This is a genomic window from Modestobacter sp. KNN46-3 (assembly GCF_011039295.1).
The window spans coordinates 1-19,961 of sequence record NZ_JAAKGN010000082.1; the positions used below are offsets into that span (position 1 = coordinate 1).

At 73.1% G+C, this 19,961-nt stretch carries 18 protein-coding genes and 2 tRNA genes; 2 read left to right on the forward strand and 18 right to left on the reverse strand.

All coding sequences use genetic code 11. The features are described from left to right. From G5C62_RS16470 to G5C62_RS16480, 3 genes are all read right to left on the reverse strand, one after another. A partial coding sequence (locus G5C62_RS16470; RefSeq protein WP_206330690.1) for a PASTA domain-containing protein occupies positions 1–539 on the reverse strand: 539 nt, incomplete at its 3' end. Positions 540–556: 17 nt separating this feature from the next. Beyond that, the gene (locus G5C62_RS16475) at positions 557–1,219 is read right to left on the reverse strand and encodes an aminodeoxychorismate/anthranilate synthase component II (protein ID WP_164701827.1); all 663 of its coding nucleotides are present in this window, start codon (positions 1,217–1,219) and stop codon (positions 557–559) included. A 144-nt stretch (positions 1,220–1,363) separates the two neighbouring features. Next, complete coding sequence (locus G5C62_RS16480) at positions 1,364–2,110, reverse strand: DUF881 domain-containing protein (RefSeq protein WP_164701828.1); 747 nt, start codon at positions 2,108–2,110, stop codon at positions 1,364–1,366. Positions 2,111–2,260: 150 nt separating this feature from the next. Here G5C62_RS16480 and crgA point away from each other — a divergent pair, with 150 nt between their 5' ends. Beyond that, positions 2,261–2,533 (forward strand): cell division protein CrgA, encoded by a 273-nt coding sequence (gene crgA / locus G5C62_RS16485; protein ID WP_036332496.1) that lies wholly within the window; start codon positions 2,261–2,263, stop codon positions 2,531–2,533. Positions 2,534–3,125: 592 nt separating this feature from the next. Here the strand turns inward: crgA and G5C62_RS16490 are convergent. Continuing rightward, positions 3,126–4,286, reverse strand: coding sequence for a thiolase family protein (locus G5C62_RS16490; RefSeq protein ID WP_164701829.1), 1,161 nt, complete (start codon positions 4,284–4,286; stop codon positions 3,126–3,128). Positions 4,287–4,385: 99 nt separating this feature from the next. On the opposite strand from G5C62_RS16490, the gene G5C62_RS16495 reads away from it, so the two are divergent. Then, entirely contained in the window at positions 4,386–4,787 is a 402-nt protein-coding gene (locus G5C62_RS16495; protein WP_036332492.1) for a PH domain-containing protein, read from the forward strand. Here the strand turns inward: G5C62_RS16495 and G5C62_RS16500 are convergent. The 14 genes from G5C62_RS16500 to dnaN all read right to left on the reverse strand — a co-directional run bounded on the left by G5C62_RS16500 (position 4,784) and on the right by dnaN (position 19,701). Beyond that, positions 4,784–5,527, reverse strand: coding sequence for a rhomboid family intramembrane serine protease (locus G5C62_RS16500; protein WP_036332490.1), 744 nt, complete (start codon positions 5,525–5,527; stop codon positions 4,784–4,786). The genes G5C62_RS16495 and G5C62_RS16500 overlap by 4 nt on opposite strands. 131 nt (positions 5,528–5,658) lie before the next feature. Further along, a complete protein-coding gene (locus tag G5C62_RS16505; RefSeq protein WP_036332487.1) occupies positions 5,659–6,195 on the reverse strand; it encodes a peptidylprolyl isomerase in 537 nt (178 codons plus the stop codon). 106 nt (positions 6,196–6,301) lie between these two features. Beyond that, positions 6,302–6,374 (reverse strand) — tRNA-Ala (locus G5C62_RS16510). A gap of 37 nt (positions 6,375–6,411) precedes the next feature. Beyond that, on the reverse strand, positions 6,412–6,552 hold the full coding sequence (locus G5C62_RS16515) for a DLW-39 family protein (RefSeq protein ID WP_164701830.1): 141 nt from the start codon (positions 6,550–6,552) through the stop codon (positions 6,412–6,414). A gap of 116 nt (positions 6,553–6,668) precedes the next feature. Then, a tRNA-Ile gene (locus tag G5C62_RS16520) sits at positions 6,669–6,742 on the reverse strand. A gap of 99 nt (positions 6,743–6,841) precedes the next feature. Then, positions 6,842–7,831, reverse strand: coding sequence for a DUF3566 domain-containing protein (locus tag G5C62_RS28725; RefSeq protein ID WP_164701832.1), 990 nt, complete (start codon positions 7,829–7,831; stop codon positions 6,842–6,844). A 156-nt stretch (positions 7,832–7,987) separates the two neighbouring features. Continuing rightward, on the reverse strand, positions 7,988–10,456 hold the full coding sequence (gene gyrA, locus G5C62_RS16530; protein ID WP_164701834.1) for a DNA gyrase subunit A: 2,469 nt from the start codon (positions 10,454–10,456) through the stop codon (positions 7,988–7,990). Positions 10,457–10,559: 103 nt separating this feature from the next. Further along, the gene (gyrB, locus tag G5C62_RS16535; protein WP_036338057.1) at positions 10,560–12,596 is read right to left on the reverse strand and encodes a DNA topoisomerase (ATP-hydrolyzing) subunit B; all 2,037 of its coding nucleotides are present in this window, start codon (positions 12,594–12,596) and stop codon (positions 10,560–10,562) included. A 258-nt stretch (positions 12,597–12,854) separates the two neighbouring features. Next, positions 12,855–14,645: an ABC transporter ATP-binding protein gene (locus tag G5C62_RS16540; protein ID WP_164701836.1), complete on the reverse strand. Its 1,791-nt coding sequence runs from the start codon at positions 14,643–14,645 to the stop codon at positions 12,855–12,857. Positions 14,646–14,656: 11 nt separating this feature from the next. Beyond that, on the reverse strand, positions 14,657–15,643 hold the full coding sequence (locus G5C62_RS16545) for a hypothetical protein (protein ID WP_164701838.1): 987 nt from the start codon (positions 15,641–15,643) through the stop codon (positions 14,657–14,659). A gap of 22 nt (positions 15,644–15,665) precedes the next feature. Further along, positions 15,666–16,166 (reverse strand): DUF721 domain-containing protein, encoded by a 501-nt coding sequence (locus tag G5C62_RS16550; RefSeq protein WP_164701839.1) that lies wholly within the window; start codon positions 16,164–16,166, stop codon positions 15,666–15,668. Continuing rightward, positions 16,159–17,358, reverse strand: a complete 1,200-nt coding sequence (gene recF / locus G5C62_RS16555; protein WP_164701841.1) for a DNA replication/repair protein RecF — start codon at positions 17,356–17,358, stop codon at positions 16,159–16,161. The genes G5C62_RS16550 and recF overlap by 8 nt, the downstream gene beginning before the upstream one ends. 68 nt (positions 17,359–17,426) lie before the next feature. Continuing rightward, positions 17,427–18,368 (reverse strand): phosphogluconate dehydrogenase (NAD(+)-dependent, decarboxylating), encoded by a 942-nt coding sequence (gene gnd, locus G5C62_RS16560; RefSeq protein ID WP_164701843.1) that lies wholly within the window; start codon positions 18,366–18,368, stop codon positions 17,427–17,429. A gap of 172 nt (positions 18,369–18,540) precedes the next feature. Beyond that, entirely contained in the window at positions 18,541–19,701 is a 1,161-nt protein-coding gene (gene dnaN, locus G5C62_RS16565; protein ID WP_164701845.1) for a DNA polymerase III subunit beta, read from the reverse strand. Positions 19,702–19,961: the final 260 nt, after the last annotated feature.

The window sequence follows — 19,961 nt, forward strand, 5'->3', positions numbered from 1 at the left end:
TGGACACTCACGTCGGTGCGGGACACGAGGGGCTCGATCTCCAGAGGGCGGTGTCGGGCGGCCCGAGTGGGCCCCCACGGTCTCAGGTGTACACGACAGGAGTGCGCCGTCACCACGATCGGGACGGCGATCAGCAGCGTCACCGTCTCGCCGGCCGAGACGGAGGCCCGCGGCCCCGGGTCGGTGTCGACGACGGTGCCCGGCGTGGCGTCGTCCCGCTCGACGTTGTTCGGCACGATGACGCCGTTGTCGAGCCCCGCGTCCACGAGGGCCTCCCGGGCGGCGGGCTCGGTGAGCCCGCGCACGTCGGGCAGGGTGATCGAGCCGGTGGAGATGCTCAGCCGGAACGACACGTCCGGGGCGGCCTGGCTGCCCGGCGTGGGGTCGAGCCCCACGACGGTGCCGGCGGGCTGCAGGCTGTCGACCTGATCGGTGCTGGTGCTCCCGGTGAAGCCGGCGCCCACCCCGACCACCTCGGCGGCTCCGCCGACGGAAGAGCCCACCCCACCGGCGCAGCCCACCAGCTGAGCGCGGGCCACCCGGCGGAGTGGCCGGTTCAGATCGTGACGGTGGTGAGCCGGCGGGCGGTGGCTGCCGCCGCCTCGACCCGGGCGGGATCCGGTGCCAGTCCACAACTGGACAGCCAGTTCGCCAGCAACCGGTGCCCGCCCTCGGTGAGCACCGACTCGGGGTGGAACTGCACCCCCTCGATGGGCAGCTCCCGGTGCCGTAGCGCCATCACGATGCCCGACGGCGTGCGGCCGGTGACCTCCAGCTCGGCCGGGACGCTGTCGGACTCCACCGCGAGCGAGTGGTACCGGGTGGCGATGAACGGGCTGTCCAACCCGGCCAGCACGCCCACGCCCTCGTGCACGACCTGGCTGGTCTTGCCGTGCAGCAGCTCGGGCGCCCGGCCCACGACGCCACCGAAGGCCTCGGCGATCGCCTGGTGCCCCAGGCAGACCCCGAGGACCGGCAACCCGGCTTCGGTGGCAGCCCGCACCATCGGCACGGTCACGCCGGCGTCGACCGGTGTGCCGGGGCCGGGGGAGAGCAACACCCCGGCGAGGTCGAGGTCGGTGAGCTCGTCGACGGTCACCGCGTCGTTGCGGCGCACCACGCTGGGCACCCCGAGCTGGCCCAGGTACTGGACGAGGTTGTAGACGAAGCTGTCGAAGTTGTCGACGACGAGCACCGGCCGGACGGCGGGCAGGCTCATCGCTGGACACTCACGTCGGTGCGGGACACGAGGGGCTCGATCTCCAGAGGGCGGTGTCGGGCGGCCCGAGTGGGCCCCCACGGTCTCAGGTGTACACGACAGGAGTGCGCCGTCACCACGATCGGGACGGTCGGGCGCAGACGGTCAGCCGACCCTGGCGTACTGCATGTCCAGGGCCCCGTCATAGGCCGGCAGGGTCAGCTTGTCCTGCTCCTCGACGTCGAAGGTCAGCCCGTAGGCGTCGGCCGCCTCCTGGAAGACCTGCACCCCCGGGGAGGCGGCGAGCTCGTCCCGCATCTCGTCGGCGTCCCCGACCGCGGTGACCACGTACGGCGGTGAGTACGTACGGCCGTGCAGCAGCAGGGTGGGGCCGACGCAGATGACGGCGCTGGTGGAGATCAGCCGCTGCCCCATGATGGCCACGCCGTCGGCATCGGCGGCCCACAGAGCGTTCACCACCGCCTGGACGTCGGACTGGTGGATCACCAGGTTGTCCGGGTTGCCCTCGGTCGGCGTGGTGCCGGCGGACGTGCGCGGGGCGTCGTCCAGCGCGATGGCCAGCCCCGGCCCGGTGAGCTCCGCGAGCCCGGCGGAGCCGACCCCGGGGGCGGCCTCCTGCTGCACGGCGGCGACCTCCCCGTTCCGCGAGGCCGCCAGGTCGGTGAGCGCCTGCACCTGCTGCTGCAGGGCGGCCAGCTCGGCCTGCTGACCGGCGACGGTGGAGTCACGCTCCTCGATCAGCGCGGACAGCTCGGTGACCTCCCCACCCCGCAGGTCGGTGCCCTGCGCCGTCGTGCTGGAGGTGGCGAACAGCAGACCGGCGGCCAGGGCGACGACGGGCACGAGCACGACCCACGGGTCGAACCGGCGGGGGCGCCCGATGCGGGTCATGCACACCTCCTGGTGTCGGCGCCCACCCCGGAGGGGCGAACAGGGGTGACGCCACCGCGCGACGGGGCGGGACTGCTGGCCGTCTCAGCTTAGGCTGGTGGGCGTTCACGCCGGGGCGTCAGGCCACCGGCCCGGGAGGGAGTCCGCCAGGTGCCCAAGTCGAAGGTGCGCAAGAAGTCGGTCTACACGCCGCCGGAGGGCGTGCTGCCCGCGAGCGCGGCCCGGGCCCAGGCCGCGCAGCCGAGCCCGCGGTGGTACGCGCCGGTGATGGTCGCGCTGATGTTGCTCGGTCTGCTGTGGATCGTCGTCTACTACGTGGCAGGCGACCGGATCCCGCTCATGACGACGCTGGGCCCGTGGAACTTCGCCATCGGTTTCGGCGCCATGGTCGCCGGGCTGATCATGTCGATGCGCTGGCGCTGACGCCCGCGCACGGCTCGACCGACAGGCCCTCGTCCCTCCGGGACGGGGGCCTTCGTCGTGTGGGCCTCGTCCCCCGAGGGGACGCTGACCGGTCGGTACTCCGCTCGGTGACCAGTGCACAGCGAGCCGTCACCGGCTCGCTGGGTCGACAAACGGTCAACGTGCAGGTCAGGGGCTCGCCGGAAGATCGTCTGTGCACAGCGGGCCGCTCCGTCCACAGGCAGGCTGCTCCGCCATCCACCGGGTTGTCCACGATCTGTGGGTTGCCCGGACCGCGGGACCCCGGGCTGACCTGCGGGAATGCCTGCGATGTGACCACTGGGACGGAAACGGCACAGGGGTAACTACACCCGTGGAACTCCGTCCCCAGCTGTGTACACACCTGTGGGAAAACCGGTCGCTCTGATCCTTCTCCCGAAGGCGATCAGGCGCTTACTACCCGACTCCCCGAAGCGCAAACCAGCAGCGTGACGGGCCGTTCCCGCGCGTGTCCGGGCGAGTTGTCGACATCCCCACCCCGGTGGACGGTCGCCGGGACAGCACAGCCCCCGTCCGCGTGGACGGGGGCTGTGGACGACCGGGACCGGGTCGGTCAGCGGTCGAGGAGCTCCAGGATCGTCGCGTTGGCCATGCCACCGCCCTCGCACATCGTCTGCAGCCCGTACCGGGTGCCGGTGGCCTGCATGTGGTGCACCAGCGTGGTCATGATGCGTGCGCCCGAGGCGCCCAGGGGGTGCCCGAGCGCGATCGCGCCACCCAGGGCGTTGACCGCCTCGGCGGCGGCGCCGATCTCCCGGCGCCAGGCGAGCGGCACCGGGGCGAACGCCTCGTTCACCTCGAAGACCCCGATGTCGGCCAGCGCCAGCCCGGAGCGGTCCAGCACCTTGCGGGTGGCCGAGATGGGGGCGGTCAGCATGATCACCGGGTCGTCACCGGCGACGACCGTCGTGTGCACCCGGACCACAGGGGTGAGCCCCAGCTCGCCAGCCCGTTCGGAGGTGGTGACCAGGAGCGCGGCCGATCCGTCGGAGATCTGGCTGGCGTTGCCGGCACTGATCACGCCGTCGGCCTGGAAGGGGGTCTTGAGCGCCCCGAGCGCCTCGAGCGTGCCGCCGGTGCGGATGCCCTCATCGGCGGTCACCACGGCGCCCTCGGGGGTGTGGACCGGGACGAGCTGCGTGTCGAAGGCCCCGTCGGCCTGGGCCTTGCCCGCCCGCTCGTGCGAGCCCAGCGCGAACTCGTCGAGCTCGGCCCGGGACAGGCCCCACCGCGCCGCGATCATCTCCGCCCCGACCCCCTGGTTGGGCGCGACCCCGCCGTAGCGGGCCAGGTACTGCGGCCCCAGCGGGCGGCCGGCCGACCCGTCACCGGCCGAGGAGCCCATCGGCACCCGGCTCATCGACTCGACCCCACCAGCCACCACGACGTCCGCCTGACCGCTGATGACGGTCGCGGCGGCGAAGGCGACCGCCTGCTGGGAGGAGCCGCACTGCCGGTCGATGGTCGTGCCGGGCACCGTCTCCGGCCAGCCGGCCGCCAGTGCCGCGACCCGGCCGATGTTGCTGGTCTGCTCACCGACCTGGCTCACGCAGCCCCAGAAGACGTCGTCGACGACGGCCGGGTCCAGGCCGGTGCGCTCCACCAGGGCACGGAGCACCGTGGCGGACAGGTCGGCGGCGTGCACGCCGGACAGCCCGCCGCCCCGCTTCCCCACCGGTGTGCGGACGGCGGCACAGATGACGGCATCGCGCATGGACCACTCCTCATCGCAGACGGTGACGTCTCAGACGTCCGGTTCCCCGATGCTAGGCGCCGCGTACAGGTCCGCAGCCGGTGCTGACAAGCTGGCTCCGTGCACTGGTCGCCCCGGATCGGCGAGGCGGTGGCGATGGCCGCCGCCGGCGTGGCCCTCGCGCTGGCCACCCTGCTGGTCGACCCGGTCGGGCGGGTCCTCGTCGGTGGCGGCGCCGTCCTGCTGCTGGGCCTGGCCGCCCGCGACCTGCTGCTGCGCCCCCGGCTCCGCGCCGACGCCCACGGCGTGACGGTGCGGGCGATCAGCGGCGGGACGACGATCGCCTGGCCGGCGCTGCGCGCCCGGGTGCGGACGTCACGACGGTGGGGGTTGCGCGCCCGCACGCTGGAGCTGGAGGACGTCACGGACGACGCCGTCCTGGTCGTGCTGGGCCGCCGGGAGCTGGGTCAGGACCCGGACGCGGTCGCCCGGGACCTGCACGCCGCCGGCGCAGGGCGCTAGCGCAGCCCGCCGAACACCAGCACCAGCAGCACGACCACCAGGACGGCGACCCCGCCGACCACGACCGGCCGCCGGCGGCCGCCCAGGACGAGGATGCCGGCCGTCAGTGCGCCGACGACGAGCCCGCCGAGGTGCCCGAGCAGGGAGACCCCGGGCAGGAAGCTGATCGCCAGGTTGATCACCAGCAGGGTGAGGAGCCCGCGGAGGTCCTGCTTCTGCTTCAGCAGGACCACGCCGAAGGCGCCCAGCAGGCCGTAGATCGCCGCCGATGCGCCGACCACCGCACCGAGGTAGTTGCCGAACAGCTGCAGGGCGGCCACGCCGCCCAGCGCGGAGACCAGGTAGACGGTCAGGAAGCGGCCCCGACCCAGCTGGCGTTCGAGTTCGGAGCCGAACAGCAGCAGGGCGAGCATGTTCAGCGCCAGGTGCACCGGCCCGACGTGGGTGAAGGCGCTGGTGACCACCCGCCACCACTCACCGGCGTCGACCAGGTAGGGGACGATCGCGAAGTCGTCCTGCAGCGGCGAGCGGAAGCTGCGCAGCGGGTTGACGCCGACGCTGATCGCCGAGCCGGCGGTCGCGAGGGCGACCAGCAGGTTCAGCGCGATGAGGGAGAGGGTGGCTGCCCCCCACCGCCGGGCTGCGCTGCGCAGCCCGGTGGTGCGCTTGGGACGGCGGACGGTGGCGTTGCCGGCCCGCACGTCGTCCGGGCACTGGAAGCCGACCGCGGCCGGGTTCATGCACTCCGGGCAGATGGGCCGGCTGCAGCGGGCGCAGCGGACCCCGGTGGGCCGGTCCGGGTGCCGGTAGCAGGTGGCAGGGGGCGCCGGCTGCGGCTCCGCGCCGGCGCCCCCGCTGCCCTCGGGGGTGCTCAGCTGCGCTGCACCTCGACGGAGTTGATCACGATGTCCTCGACCGGGCGGTCGCCGCGGGCGGTCGGGGCGGTGGCGATCGCGTCGACGACCTGGCGGCTGGCGTCGTCGGCCACCTCACCGAAGATCGTGTGCTTGTTGTTCAGGTGCGGGGTGTTGGTGACGGTGATGAAGAACTGGGAGCCGTTCGTGCCGGGGCCCGCGTTGGCCATGGCCAGCAGGTAGGGGCGGTTGAACGACAGGTCGGGGTGGAACTCGTCGCCGAAGCGGTAGCCGGGGCCACCGGTGCCCTGACCCAGCGGGTCGCCACCCTGGATCATGAAGCCCTGGATGACCCGGTGGAACACCGTGCCGTCGTAGAGCTTGGCCGTGGTCTTCTCCCGGGTACGCGGGTCGATCCACTCGCGGCTGCCCTCGGCGAGCTCGGTGAAGTTCGCGACCGTCTTGGGGGCGTGGTCGGGGAACAGGTCGACGGTGATGTCGCCGTGGTTGGTGTGCAGGACGGCGCGCCGTGCGGCGGAGGTCTGTTCAGTCACGACGACCACTCTCCCACTGCCGACCGGGAGGCCGCTGGGCGCCCGGTGCGTCCGGGCTGTGCCCGGCGGCCGGCGAGGGCCCTCGAGGGCCCTGGCGGGCCCGGAGTGGAGACGAGGGGAATCGAACCCCTAACCCCCGCCTTGCAAAGGCGGTGCTCTGCCAATTGAGCTACGTCCCCGGGGGACTGCGGTGGTCGGTCGACCGCAGTCGCGGGATCAGGCGCCGGGCGTGCTGACCGAACCCGGGCCGCGGGTCGCCTCGGCCCACAGGTCGGCCTCGCCCTTGCCGGAGCTGCGCTTGCGCACGGCCGCCAGGGCACCGGCCGCGAGCGCTGCCATCGCCAGCTTCTTCAGCACGCGGGACCTCCTCGAACGGTGTGGGCCACCGCGGTGCCGGTGACCGCTGCCGGGACCCAGCGGCGGGCGACCGTGATCCCCGTGGAGATCGCTGTCGCCCGCCGTCGGTGCACGGGTGGGCCTGGGAGGACTTGAACCTCCGGCCTCATCCTTATCAGGGATGCGCTCTAACCGTCTGAGCTACAGGCCCGTGGACCGTGGAAGAGCTTACCTGGCCCATCCCGCTCGCCCGCGACGGCCCCCCTGCAGGGGCCCGCTGCGAGCCTGCGAGCAGTGGGGGGCAGGGGGGTCAGTCACGCTCGGCGAGGGTGACCTCGAGACCGCCGACCAGGTCGGAGCAGAGGTTGTAGACGAACGTCCCCACGGTGCACAGCGCCGTGAGCAGCACGATGTTGATCGCCCCGATCACCGCAGCGCCACCGAAGACGACGCCGGCGGTGATCACCTCACCGCCCCCGTCCGTGGTCTCGGTGGTGGTGGCCAGCTGCCCGATCAGGTCGTTGACCGTGTCGAAGACGCCCAGGCTGCTGAGCACCCCGTACAGGATGCCGACCGCGACCATCCACACGAAGAACAGGGCGATCGAGAGCACGAGCGAGATCTTCAGCGCCGACCAGGTGTCGATGTGGCGCAGCTGCAGCCGGGCCCGACGCGGGCCACGGTTGACGGCGCCGCGGGCCTTGCCGGAGGGGGCCCGACCGGCGCCCTGGCCGGCCGGCCGGGATGCCGGCCTGGCCGTGGGGCGCGCGGGGTCGGGTCGGGCCGCCGGGTCGATCGGGCGCGCAGCCGCCGGGGGCAGGCCGACCGCCTGGGTCGAGTCGACCGGGACCGAGCCGGCCGCCGGCACCCCGCTGCGCGGCGCGGCGCCACGGGCAGCGCCCGCCGGCCGGTTCACCGGAGCGGACGCCGTGCCGGCCGCGGGAGCACTGCTCCGAGCCGGGCCCTTGGCCGGGGCGGGCTCGTCCACCGAGGGCTTGCCCGCCGGGGACGCACCGGCCGAGCGGCCGTTCGCCGCGGGGCGGGCTGCGCCGCCGGCCGCGGAGGCACCGCCCCGATCGGCCGGACCGCTGTCAGCGGCCTTCGCGGGGGCAGCCGCGGCGGCCGGCGCGGCCGGCGAGTCGGACGACGGCTGGCCGCCGTCCTTCGTCGGGGGTGCGGTGGCCGCACCGGCCGGCGCGGGCCGGTCGGCGACCGGGGTGGCACCCTCCGGTGCCGCGTCGGCGGTGCCGTCCCCCTCACGGGAGTCGGTACGCACCGAACTGCGTGCCCGGTCGCTCATCCCAGTCTCCTGTCGCCCTGCGGCCCTCGCCGCGTCGGTGCACCCACCGGGTCCGCCATGGTGCAGAGGGCGGTGGGCCGGTCACTGCGGTGGTCGTCGCACAGCCCGGAGCGCGGACGTCGTCGTCCGCAACACCGGTCTGGCATCCGCCCCACCCTAGGCGTCGGGCTCGTCGTTGTCCGTCGTACGCGCGATAGCCACGATGGAGACGTCCTCCGGCAAGTTCATGAGCTTGACACCCATGGTCGCCCGGTCCCGGGTGTGCCGGACGCCGTTCACCGGGGTGCGGATGACCCCGCCGCCGGAGGTGATGGCGTAAAGCTCGTCACCGAGGACCACGGCCAGCGCCCCCACCAGGGCACCCTTGCGGGCCTTGGGGTCGGCGGTGAGCACGCCCTTGCCACCCCGGCCCTGCTCCGGGTAGTGCTCGATCCCGGTGCGCTTGGCGTAGCCGCCCTCGGTGGCGACCAGGACGTCGACGCCCTCCTGGACCACGATCATCGACAGCAGCGTGTCGTCCGGCGCCAGCGAGATGCCGCGCACGCCCTCGGTGGCCCGGCCCATCGGGCGCAGCTGCTCGTCGTTGGCCCTGAAGCAGATCGACATCGCCTTGCGGGTGACCAGCAGCAGGTTCTGGTCCGGGCTGATCAGCGCCGCACCGACCAGCTCGTCGTTGTCGCGCAGGTTGATCGCGATGACGCCGCCGGAGCGGGGGGAGTCGAAGTCGGTCAGCCGGGTCTTCTTCACCTGACCGCGGGCGGTGGCCAGCACCAGGTACGGGGCGACCGTGTAGTCCTTGATCTGGATGACCTGGGCGATCCTCTCGTCCGGCTGGAAGGCCAGGATGTTGGCCACGTGCGCGCCACGGGCGGTCCGGGCCGCCTCGGGCAGCTCGTAGGCCTTGGCCCGGTAGACCCGGCCCTTGTTGGTGAAGAATAGGATCCAGTCGTGGGTCGACCCCACGAAGAACTGCTGGACCAGGTCGTCCTGCTTGAGCTGCGCGCCCATGACGCCCTTGCCGCCGCGCCGCTGCGAGCGGTACAGGTCGGCCTTGGTGCGCTTGGCGTAGCCGGTGCGGGTGATCGTGACGACCACCTGCTCCTCGGCGATGAGGTCCTCCATGGAGACGTCACCGTCGTTGGCCACGAACTGGGTGCGCCGGTCGTCGCCGTACTTCTCCACGATCTCCGCGAGCTCGTCGCGCACGATCTGCCGCTGCCGCTCCGGGGAGTCCAGGATCGCCTGCAGCTCGGCGATGCGGGCCTCGATCTCGGCCAGCTCGTCCAGGATCCGCTGCCGCTCCAGGGCGGCGAGCCGGCGCAGCTGCAGGTCCAGGATCGCGACGGCCTGGATCTCGTCGACGTCCAGCAGCTCCATCAGGCCGCTGCGGGCGGCCTCGGCCGACTCGCTGCGGCGGATGAGGGCGATGACCTCGTCGAGGTGGTCCAGCGCCTTGGCGTACCCGCGCAGGATGTGCGCGCGCTCCTCGGCCTTGCGCAGCCGGTAGCGGGTGCGCCGGACGATGACCTCGATCTGGTGGGTCACCCACAGCCGGATCAGCTCGTCCAGCCGCAGGGTGCGGGGCACGCCGTCGACGATGGAGAGCATGTTGCAGCCGAAGGTGGTCTGCAGCTGGGTGTGCTTGTAGAGGTTGTTCAGCACGACCTTGGCAACTGCGTCCCGGCGCAGCGTGATGACCAGCCGCCGGCCGACCCGGTCACTGGACTCGTCGGCGATCTCGGAGATCCCCTGCAGCCGGCCGTCGCGGACGCCCTCGGCGATCGACTCGGCCAGGTTGTCCGGGTTGACCTGGTAGGGCAGCTCGGTGACGACGAGCTGCACCCGGCCCCGGCTGTCCTCCTCGACGGTGACGACGGCGCGCATCCGCACCGAGCCACGGCCGGTGCGGTACGCGTCCTCGATGCCCTCACGGCCGACGATCAGCCCGTGGGTGGGGAAGTCCGGGCCCTTGACCCGCTCCATGCAGGCGGTCAGCGCCTCTTCCGCCTCCGCCTCGGGGTGCTCGAGCATCCAGAAGACGGCGGCGGCGACCTCGCGTAGGTTGTGCGGCGGCATGTTGGTGGCCATGCCGACGGCGATGCCGGCCGAGCCGTTGACCAGCAGGTTGGGGATGCGCCCCGGGAGGACCAGCGGTTCCAGGTTCTTGCCGTCGTAGTTGGGCTGGAAGTCGACGGTGTCCTCGTCGATGTCCCGGAGCATCTCCATGGCCAGCGGGGTGAGCCGGGCCTCGGTGTACCGCATGGCCGCGGCCGGGTCGTTGCCCGGGGAGCCGAAGTTCCCCTGCCCGTCGATCAGCGGGTAGCGCATCGACCACGGCTGGGCCAGCCGCACGAGGGCGTCGTAGATCGACGAGTCACCGTGCGGGTGGTAGTTGCCCATCACCTCGCCGACCACGCGGGCGCACTTGACGGTCGCCCGGTCGGGCCGGAAGCCCTGGTCGAACATCGCGTACAGCACGCGGCGGTGCACCGGCTTGAGGCCGTCCCGCACGTCGGGCAGTGCGCGGCCGACGATGACCGACATCGCGTAGTCGATGTAGCTGCGCTGCATCTCCTGCTGGAGGTCGACCGGCTCGACGCGGTCGCGGCTGGGTGTCTCTGTCACGTCTGGTTCTCCACAAGTCGATACACAGCGGTGGATGAATGCGCACTACACGCGCCTCGGGGTCCTCGCCCCTCGGCCCCCGCTCGGGGGCGAGGGGTCCTCCTCAGACGTCGAGGAAGCGGACGTCCTTGGCGTTGCGGGTGATGAAGCTGCGGCGGGCGACGACGTCCTCGCCCATGAGCACGCTGAACAGCTCGTCCGCTGCGGCAGCGTCATCGAGGGTCACCTGGCGCAGGATCCGGCTCTCCGGGTTCATCGTGGTCTCCCACAGCTCCTTGGCGTCCATCTCACCGAGGCCCTTGAACCGCTGGATCGCGTCGTCCTTGGGGAGCTTGCGGCCCTCGGCAGCGCGGCTCTTCAGCAGCTCGTCCCGCTCCCGATCGGTGTAGACGTAGTCGTCGGGGTTCTTGTTACCCCACTTGATCTTGTACAGCGGCGGCTGCGCCAGGTAGACGTGGCCGGCCTCGACCAGCGGCCGCATGAAGCGGAACAGCAGGGTCAGCAGCAGCGTGGTGATGTGCTGGCCGTCGACGTCGGCGTCGGCCATCAAGATGATCTTGTGATAGCGCAGCTTCGACAGGTCGAACTCGTCGTGGATCCCGGTGCCGAAGGCGGTGATCATCGACTGGACCTCGGTGTTCTTCAGCACCCGGTCGATGCGCGCCTTCTCGACGTTGATGATCTTGCCGCGGATGGGCAGGATCGCCTGGTACATCGAGTCGCGGCCGGACTTCGCCGAGCCACCGGCCGAGTCGCCCTCGACGATGTAGACCTCGGAGTTCCGCGGGTCGGTCGAGCGGCAGTCCGCCAGCTTGCCCGGCAGGCCGCTGACGGTGAGCAGGCTCTTGCGGGCGAGCTTGCGGGCGTCCTGCGCGGCCCGGCGGGCCCGGGCCGCCGAGGTGGCCTTGGTGATGATCGTCTTCGCCTCGGCCGGGTTGGCCTCGAACCAGTGCCCGATCTGGTCGTTGCAGACCTTCTGCACGAAGCCCTTGACCTCGGTGTTGCCGAGCTTGGTCTTCGTCTGGCCCTCGAACTGCGGGTCACCGAGCTTCACCGAGACGATCGCGGCCAGGCCCTCCCGGATGTCGTCACCGGTGAGCTTGTCGTCCTTCTCCTTGAGGAGCTTCTTCTCGATCGCGTACTTGTTCACGATCGAGGTCAGCGCCGCCCGGAAGCCCTCCTCGTGGGTACCGCCCTCGTGGGTGTTGATGATGTTCGCGAAGGTGTGCACCGACTCGGAGTAGGCGTCGGACCACTGCATGGCGACGTCGACCGACATCGCGGTGTCGTTCTTGCCCACGCCGTCGGCGGAGAAGCCGATGACCGAGCGGTGGATCGCGGTCTTGCGGCGGTTGATGTAGGTCACGTAGTCGACCAGGCCGCCGTCGTAGCGGTAGGTGACCTCGGTGGGCTCGAAGGCGGCGGCCTCCGCACCGACCGTCGGTGCGGCCTCGGCCAGCGATGCCTCGTCGGCGGCGCCGGTCTCGGCCTTGCTGTGCCCGGGGCGCTCGTCGCGCAGCACCATGGTCAGGCCCTTGTTGAGGAAGGCCATCTCCTGGAGTCGGCGGTTGATCGTGTCGAAGGAGTAGACCGTCGTCTCGAAGATCGTCGGGTCGGCCCAGAACGTGATGGCCGTGCCCCGCTTGTCCGTCGGGCCGACCTCGGTCAGCGCGCCGGGCTTGGCCACGTCGTAGTGCTGGGTCCACTCGGTCCCGTTGCGCCAGATGCGCACGTCCAGCGCGTGGGAGAGCGCGTTGACCACGGTCACCCCGACGCCGTGCAGGCCACCGGAGACGCCGTAGCTCTTGCCGTCGAACTTGCCGCCCGCGTGCAGGATGGTCATGACGACCTCGACCGTGGGCCGCTTCTCCACCGGGTGCATGTCGACCGGGATGCCACGGCCGTTGTCCTCGACCCGGACGCCGCCGTCGGCGAGCAGGGTCACCCGGACGGTGTCGCAGTAGCCGGCCAGCGCCTCGTCGACGGCGTTGTCCACCACCTCCCACACCATGTGGTGCAGGCCCCGCTCACCGGTCGAGCCGATGTACATGCCGGGGCGCTTGCGGACCGCGTCCAGCCCCTCCAGGACGGTGATGGAGCTGCCGGAGTAGGCGTTCTCGGTCTGCGGCTGAGCGACCACGTGGGGCCCTTCTCTTGCGCAACCTCGCGGCCGCGGCGCCACGTCGACGACGATGTCGAGGCGCGCAGGACGGCTCTCAGCGGGCTGCTGGGGGTGTGTCCCCTCCAGAGTACCGGGTGCGTACACCGCAGACCGCCCGTCCGGGGCCTGACGTGGCGCGAGAGCCTCTCCCGACTCACGCGCCACCACCTGTGTTGCCCCCCGGGTCGACACGCCGTCCTGTGTCGACTGGAGCCGGACGTTCCACGTGGAACGCCGCTACGGGACCAGTAACTGGGCGGTGGCGAGCTCGCGGTAGAGCGGGCTGGTGTCGACCAGCTCCGCGTGCGTGCCGACGGCGACCACCCGGCCGGCGTCCAGGACGACGATCTGGTCGCTGTCGACCACCGTCGACAGCCGGTGGGCCACCACCAGCAGGGCCCGGTCGGCCGCCGCCGCGGCGAGAGTCTCGCGCAGCAGGCCCTCGTTGCGGGCGTCGAGGCTGGCGGTCGGCTCGTCGAGCAGCAGCAGCGCCGGCCGGGCCAGCAGCGACCGGGCGATCGCCAGCCGCTGGCGCTCACCACCGGACAGCAGCACCCCGTCGTCCCCCACGGCGACGTCGAGTCCGCGGGCGGAGCGCTGCACCACGCCGGTCAGGCCCACGTCGGACAGCGCCTGCCACAGCTGCTCCTCCCCGGCGTCCGGCGCGGCGAGCAGCAGGTTCTCCCGCACCGTGCCGGCCAGCACCGGCGCCTCCTGCTCGACGTAGCCCATCCGGGCGCGCAGGGCGGCGCGGGGCAGCTCGCGCACGTCGGTGCCCGCCCACCGGACCGTCCCGGCCGACAGCGGGTAGAAGCCCTCGACCAGCTCGAGCACCGTGGACTTCCCCGCGCCCGACGGCCCGACCAGGGCCACCCGGCTGCCGGCCGGCACGGTGAAGGAGACGTCGTGCAGCACCGCCGTCCCGTCCGGGTAGCCGAAGCCCACGCGGTCCAGCTGGAGCAGCGGCACGGGGTCAGCGCCCGTCGGGGTGCGGAGCACCGCCGGCGACCGGCCGGCTGCCGGGCGCTCCGGCTCCTCGTCGTGCTCGGGCTCCAGCGCCAGCACCTCCTGCACCCGGGCGAGCGCGCCCAGACCGGTCTGCAGCTGGGTGTAGGAACCGATCAGCTGCCCCAGCGGCATGACCAGCAGGAACAGGTAGAGGATGAAGGCGACCAGGTCGGCGACGGCGATCGAGCCGGTCGCCACCCGGTAGCCGCCCAGCCCCAGCACGGCCAGGAACGCGCCCTGGACGGCGATCGAGCCGGCCGGTGAGACCAGCGCCTCCAGCCGGGCGACCTGCACCCCGGCGGTGAACGCCCGCTCGGCGCTGGTGCCCACCGTGTCCACCTCCCGGGCGGTGGCCCCGCTCGCCCGGATCGTGCGCACCGCCGACAGTGCGCGCTCCACCGCTGCGCTCATCGCGCCGACCTGCTCCTGGGCCTGCCGGGACAGCTCCCGGACCCGGCGGGAGGCAAGCACGGCGGTGGTCACCCCGACGCCGACCGCCAGGACGGTGACCAGCAGCAGCCAGACGTCGACCAGGGCCATCGCCACCAGCGCGCCGACGCCGACGACCACCGAGCCGACGATCTCCACCACGCCGCTGGTGACCGCGGCCCGCAGCAGCGTGGTGTCCGAGCCCACGCGCGACATGAGGTCGCCGGTCCGGCGCCGGTCGTACTCGGCGATCGGCAGCCGGAGCAGCCGGTCGACCAGCAGCCGCCGGGTGCTGAGGACGACACCCTCGGCGGTCCGCTGCAGCAGGTACTGCTGCCCCGCCCCGAGCACCGCGGCCGCCACCAGGACGACGACCAGCGCGACCACCCCGGGCAGCACCGCACCGCCAGAGCCGACCGCGCTGATCACCTGCCCCACCAGTGCCGGCTGGGCCAGCGCGGCCGCGGCCGAGAACAGCGAGAGCACCGCGGCCGCCCCCAGCGCCCGGCGGTGCGGGCGCAGCAGCGGCAGCAGCTCGCGCAGCCCGGCGGACGGCGTCGGTTCGTCCGTCGCCGTCCCGCCCGACGTCATCGCGGTGGTGCTCAGGCCGCGGCGGCGAGTGCGCCGACCACGGCGGCCAGCAGCCGGGCGTGGTGCTCGATCAGCTGCGGGCGGTTGGCGTCGGGCCGGATGGCGGCGACGAAGCCGGCCGCCGACCAGACCTCGTCGCCGTCGTCGGTGCCCAGCAGCGACTGCCGGACGACGGGGTCCTCGGCGATCCGGCGGACCTGCGGGCCGTCCTCGGCGGCGAGCAGCACCCAGCGGCGGTCGAACTCGGGGTCCGGGCTGGGGATCTGCAGCATCCCGCCGGTGCCGTGCCGCCACATGCGGGCCGGGGACAGCCGGAAGGCGGGCACCGAGCCCAGCACCGGCGCCGCGGTGATCGCGTGGGTGCTCACGAAGCCGCGCCCGACCGGGGAGACGATGTCGAAGGCGACCAGGTCCAGGCCGTTGCCCCGCCCACGCAGGACGCGGCTGGCCTGGTCCTCCTTGCCGGGGCGGACCGGCGCCGACCGCACCAGCGCGGTGAGCGGCTCGTCCTCCGGGGCGGTGCCGTCGGAGAGCACCCAGCCGAACTGCTGGGCCCACAGCTGCGTGCCGTAGGGGTCCGCGGCGACGGCCGGGTCCGGCTGGACGTCGCGGTACCCGGCGCCGGCGTCGTCCCCGGACCGGGAGCGCCCGCCACCGAACAGGCCACCCAGTCCCCGGCGGGGACGGTCGGTCTGCGCGGGCGGTGGCGCCTCGGACTGCCACTGGTCGGCACCCGGCGGCTGCCAGGCGGCCTCGTCCCGGGTCGTGGCCGGGCGCTCCGGCTCCACCGCCGGCAGGTCCCAGCCCGGCGGCTGCCAGGCCTGGGACCCGGTCCGCTCGTCCCCGGTCGGGGCAGGGCGGTCGTCGTCGGGGCGGGGAGCGGCGGGGCCGGTCTCACCGCCGCTGGGCGTGTCCCCGCCGAGGTGCGCGGGCTCCTGCCACTGGCCGCCGGCGCCGTCGTCGAACCCGTCCCGGTCGCGGTCGCGCGGGCTGCTCATCGCTGACTCCTCGTCTCGCTGTTCATCCGTACGTGTCCCGCGGCCCACGGCCACGGACGGTGCGCGGGCCCTTCTTCCAGCTCGGCGCCGTCGGACCGACAACGCGCAGCTTGGTCACGACGTCCCCGCCGACCCCGGCACGCAGCTTCCCCAGGATGGTCGGCGCCAGCAGGCGCAGCTGCGTCGCCCAGGCCGTCGACTCCGCGACCACCAGCAGTTCGCCCTCGTTCAGCGACTCCGGTCGGCAGTGCGCGGCGATCTCCGGCCCGACCAGGGTGTCCCAGCGCCCGAACACCGCGCCGACCTTGGTGCGGGCGGTCCAGTCCTGCTGGGTGACCAGCGAGTCGACCAGGGAACCGAGCGGCTGGGGGTCGTCGGCGCCGGGGCCGGGGCCGGTCCAGCGGCGTCGCGGGCCGGCCACCCGGCGACGGGTCGGCTGCGGCCGGGAGGCCGAGGCCGCCCGGGCGGCCTCCAGTGCCGCGCGGGCGATGTCGGAGGGTCGTGCCGGGCGTTCCTCAGCCACCGTCCACCCCTGCCTCCCCCGTTGCCGCGCTCTCGTCGGCCGGCTCCCCGGGCAGGATCCGCGCCTGCCCGTCGGCGATCTGCACCCGGGTGCCCAGGAGCACCGCCGGGACGTCCTCGGCGACCGCCGCGGTGATCAGGGTCTGCTCGGCACTGCGGGCGACCTCGGCCAGCGCAGCCCGGCGGCCGGTGTCCAGCTCGGCGAAGACGTCGTCCAACACCAGGATCGGGTCGTCGCCGTCGGCGCGCAGCAGCGCGAAGCAGGCCAGCTTGACCGCGAGGGCGAAGGACCACGACTCACCGTGGCTGGCGTAGCCCTTGGCCGGCGCCGGGCCCAGGTGCAGCACCAGGTCGTCCCGGTGCGGACCGACCAGGGTCACCCCGCGGTCGACCTCGTCCTTGCGCCGCTCGGCGACCCGCTCGCGCAGCGCCGCGGCGAGCTCCTCGGCGCCGGGCAGCACCCGCGCCGGGTCGACCGGCGCCCCGTCCCCGGCCAGCGGCACCGAGCTGCTGTAGCCCAGCGCCGCCCGGTCGGCGCCGGGACCGGCCACCCCGGCGTAGGACTCGGCCACGTAGGGGGCGAGGTCGGCGACGAGCTGCAGGCGGGCGGCCAGCAGCTGACCGCCCAGCTCGGTCAGGTGGCCGTCCCAGACGTCCAGCGTGGCCAGCGCGTTGCCGCGGGCGAGCTTCGCCGTCTTCAGCAGGGCGTTGCGCTGCTTGAGCACCCGGTCGTAGTCGCTGCGCACCCCGGCCAGCCGCGGTGTGCGGCTGACCAGCAGGTCGTCGAGGAAGCGCCGGCGTTCGGCCGGGTCGCCGCGCACCAGGGCGAGGTCCTCGGGGGCGAACAGGACCGTCCGGACCAGCCCGAGCAGCTCCCGTGGTCGGGGCAGCGGGGCCCGGTTGACCCGCACCCGGTTGGCCCGGCCGGGGTTGATCTCCACCTCGACCAGCAGCTCGCGGTCGTCGCGCCGCAGCGCCGCGCGCACCACCGCCTGGCTCGCGCCGTGCCGCACGAGAGGGGCGTCGGCGGAGACCCGGTGGCTGCCCAGCGTGGCCAGGTAACCGACCGCCTCGACCAGGTTGGTCTTGCCCTGGCCGTTGCGCCCCACCAGCACGGTCGGGCCCGGCGTCAGCGCCAGGTCCGCGGACTCCCAGCTGCGGAAGTGCCCGACCTGCAGGTGCCGGAGGTACACGGCTCAGCCCCGACCACGTCCTCCACCAAAATGGCCATTTTGGTGGAGGACGGACGTCGATCCGGTGCTCACGCGGGGGTCTCGGCCTCCGGCGGCTCGGCTGCCTCGACGGCCTGGACGGCGTGCCCACCGAACTGGTTGCGCAGCGCGGCCACCGCCTTCATCGTCGGGGAGTCGCTCTGCCGGGAGGCGAACCGGGCGAACAGCGATGCCGAGATCGCCGGCATCGGGACGGCGTGCTCGATGGCCTGCTCGACGGTCCAGCGGCCCTCACCGGAGTCCTCGGCGTAGCCGGAGATCTTCTCCAGGTCCGGGTCGTCCTGCAGCGCGCGGACCAGCAGGTCCAGCAGCCAGGAGCGGATGACGGTGCCCTGGGTCCAGGAGGCGACGACGCCGGGGACGTCCTCGATCAGGTCGACCGCGGCCAGCAGCTCGTAGCCCTCGCCGTAGGCCTGCATCATCGCGTACTCGATGCCGTTGTGGACCATCTTGGCGAAGTGGCCGGCGCCGCACGGGCCGGCGTGCACGAAGCCCGCGCCCTCGATCGGCTGACCGGCCTCGTCCTTGGGTGCCGGCGGCTTGAGCGCGTCGAAGACCGGCTGCGCCTTGGCGACGTCCCCCTTCGAGCCACCGACCATCAGCGCGTAGCCGTTCTCCAGCCCCCACACGCCACCGGAGACCCCGGCGTCGATGTAGCCCAGGCCCTTGGCGCCCAGCTCCGTGGCGTGTTCCTGGTCGTCGGTGAACTTGGAGTTGCCCCCGTCGATGACCACGTCACCGGGGCTGAGCAGCTCGCCCAGCTCGCGGACCGTCGCCCGGGTGGGCTCACCGCTGGGGACCATCACCCAGACCACCCGGGGTGCCTCCAGTGCCTCGACGAGCGCCTCGAGGCTCTCCACGTCCCGCTTCTCGGAGAACGAGTCGTACCCGACCACGTCGTGACCGGCGCGACGCAGCCGCTCGGCCATGTTGCCGCCCATCTTGCCCAGTCCGACCATCCCCAGCTGCACGTCTTCTCCTCCGTCGTCGATGTCTCGCTCGTGGGCCGCGGTCCTCCCGCGGCAGGTCTCGGTGGGCAGCCGCACCGTCGCGGCGCACCCGTCGCGCCTGGGCGCGGCCCGGGGCACGCGCCGTCGCCCATCGTGCTCGCCCTCCCCGGCGCTCGCGCGACGGGGACCACTCCTAGCCGGGCAGCCGCACCGGCATGATCAGGTACCGGTACGAGCCGGCCCGCTCGGCGGGCCTGCCGTTGTCCTCGTCGTCGGCAGAGGGCTCGTCGACCCCGGAGAGCACGGCCGGCTTCAGCGCCGTCGTGAAGTCCATCCGGGCGCGGTCGGTGTGCACCGCGGCCAGGCCGTCGAGCAGGAACGTCGGGTTGAAGCCGATCGTCAGCGGCTCCCCGTCGAACTCGACGTCGCAGCGCTCCTCGGCCTGGCCCTCGTCGTCGGTGCCGCCGGCGCGCAGCGTGACCTGGCCGGGCGTGAACTCGCAGCGCAACGGGGTGCCGCGCTCGGCCACGAGGGCCACGCGCTTGGCGGCGTCGGTGAACAAGCCGACCGGCAGGGTGGCGAAGGACGACGACTCGCTCGGCATGATCGCGCGGTACTTCACGAACTCCGCGTCCAGCAGGCGGGTCGTGGTGCGGCGGTCCTTGCCCGACATGCCGAGGATGCCCTCCCCGGAGCCGCCCGAGGCCAGCGAGAGCACCACCTCGGGGCCGCTGGTCAGCGTCTTGGCCGCGTCGGCCAGGGTGCGGGCCGGAACCAGGACGGCGGCGGACAGGCCCGGGGTCTCCGGACGCCAGGCGAACTCCCGGACGGCGAGCCGGTACCGGTCGGTGGCGGCGAGGGTGACCAGGTCGTCCTCGATCTCCAGCCGGACGCCGGTCAGCATCGGCAGGGTGTCGTCCCGGCCGGCGGCGACGGCGACCTGGCCGACGGCCTCGGCGAACGCGTCGCTGTCCACGACCCCCGCGGTCGACGGCATCGACGGCAGGGACGGGTAGTCCTCGACCGGGAGCGTGGGCAGGCTGAACTTCGCGTTGCCACAGCTGATGGCCAGGCGGGCCCCCTCGGCGACCACGTCGACCGGGTGCGGCGGCAGGGCCCGGGTGATCTCGGCGAGCAGCCGGCCGGGGACCAGCGCACGGCCGGCCTCGGTGGACTGCACGTCGACCTCGGACCGGGCCGAGACCTCGTAGTCGAAGCCGGAGACCGCCAGCTGGCCGCCCTCCACCTCCAGCAGGATCCCGGCGAGCACCGGCACCGACGGCCGCGGCGGCAGGCTGCGCGCCGTCCATGCCACGGCCTCGGCGAGCACCTCACGTGCCACCCGGAACTTCATCTCGTCATCCACCCCAAGCTCGTCTGCGCCGGCTGGTCCCGCGCGGTGTGCGGCGCCCATCCTCTCCTGCCGGCCCCCCGCTGTGACCAGTCCCCTGGTCACAGCTGCGCTGGAGGGTCACCGGACCTGTTCTGAGTGGCGTCCACCAAGGTGGTGTGCGACGGCCCCGGTGACCAGCGGGCCCTCCACATAGAGGCGGCCACCGCGTGATCTTCTGGATGACCTACCACAGTCCTTCAGGAGAGCTACGCGATGACCGC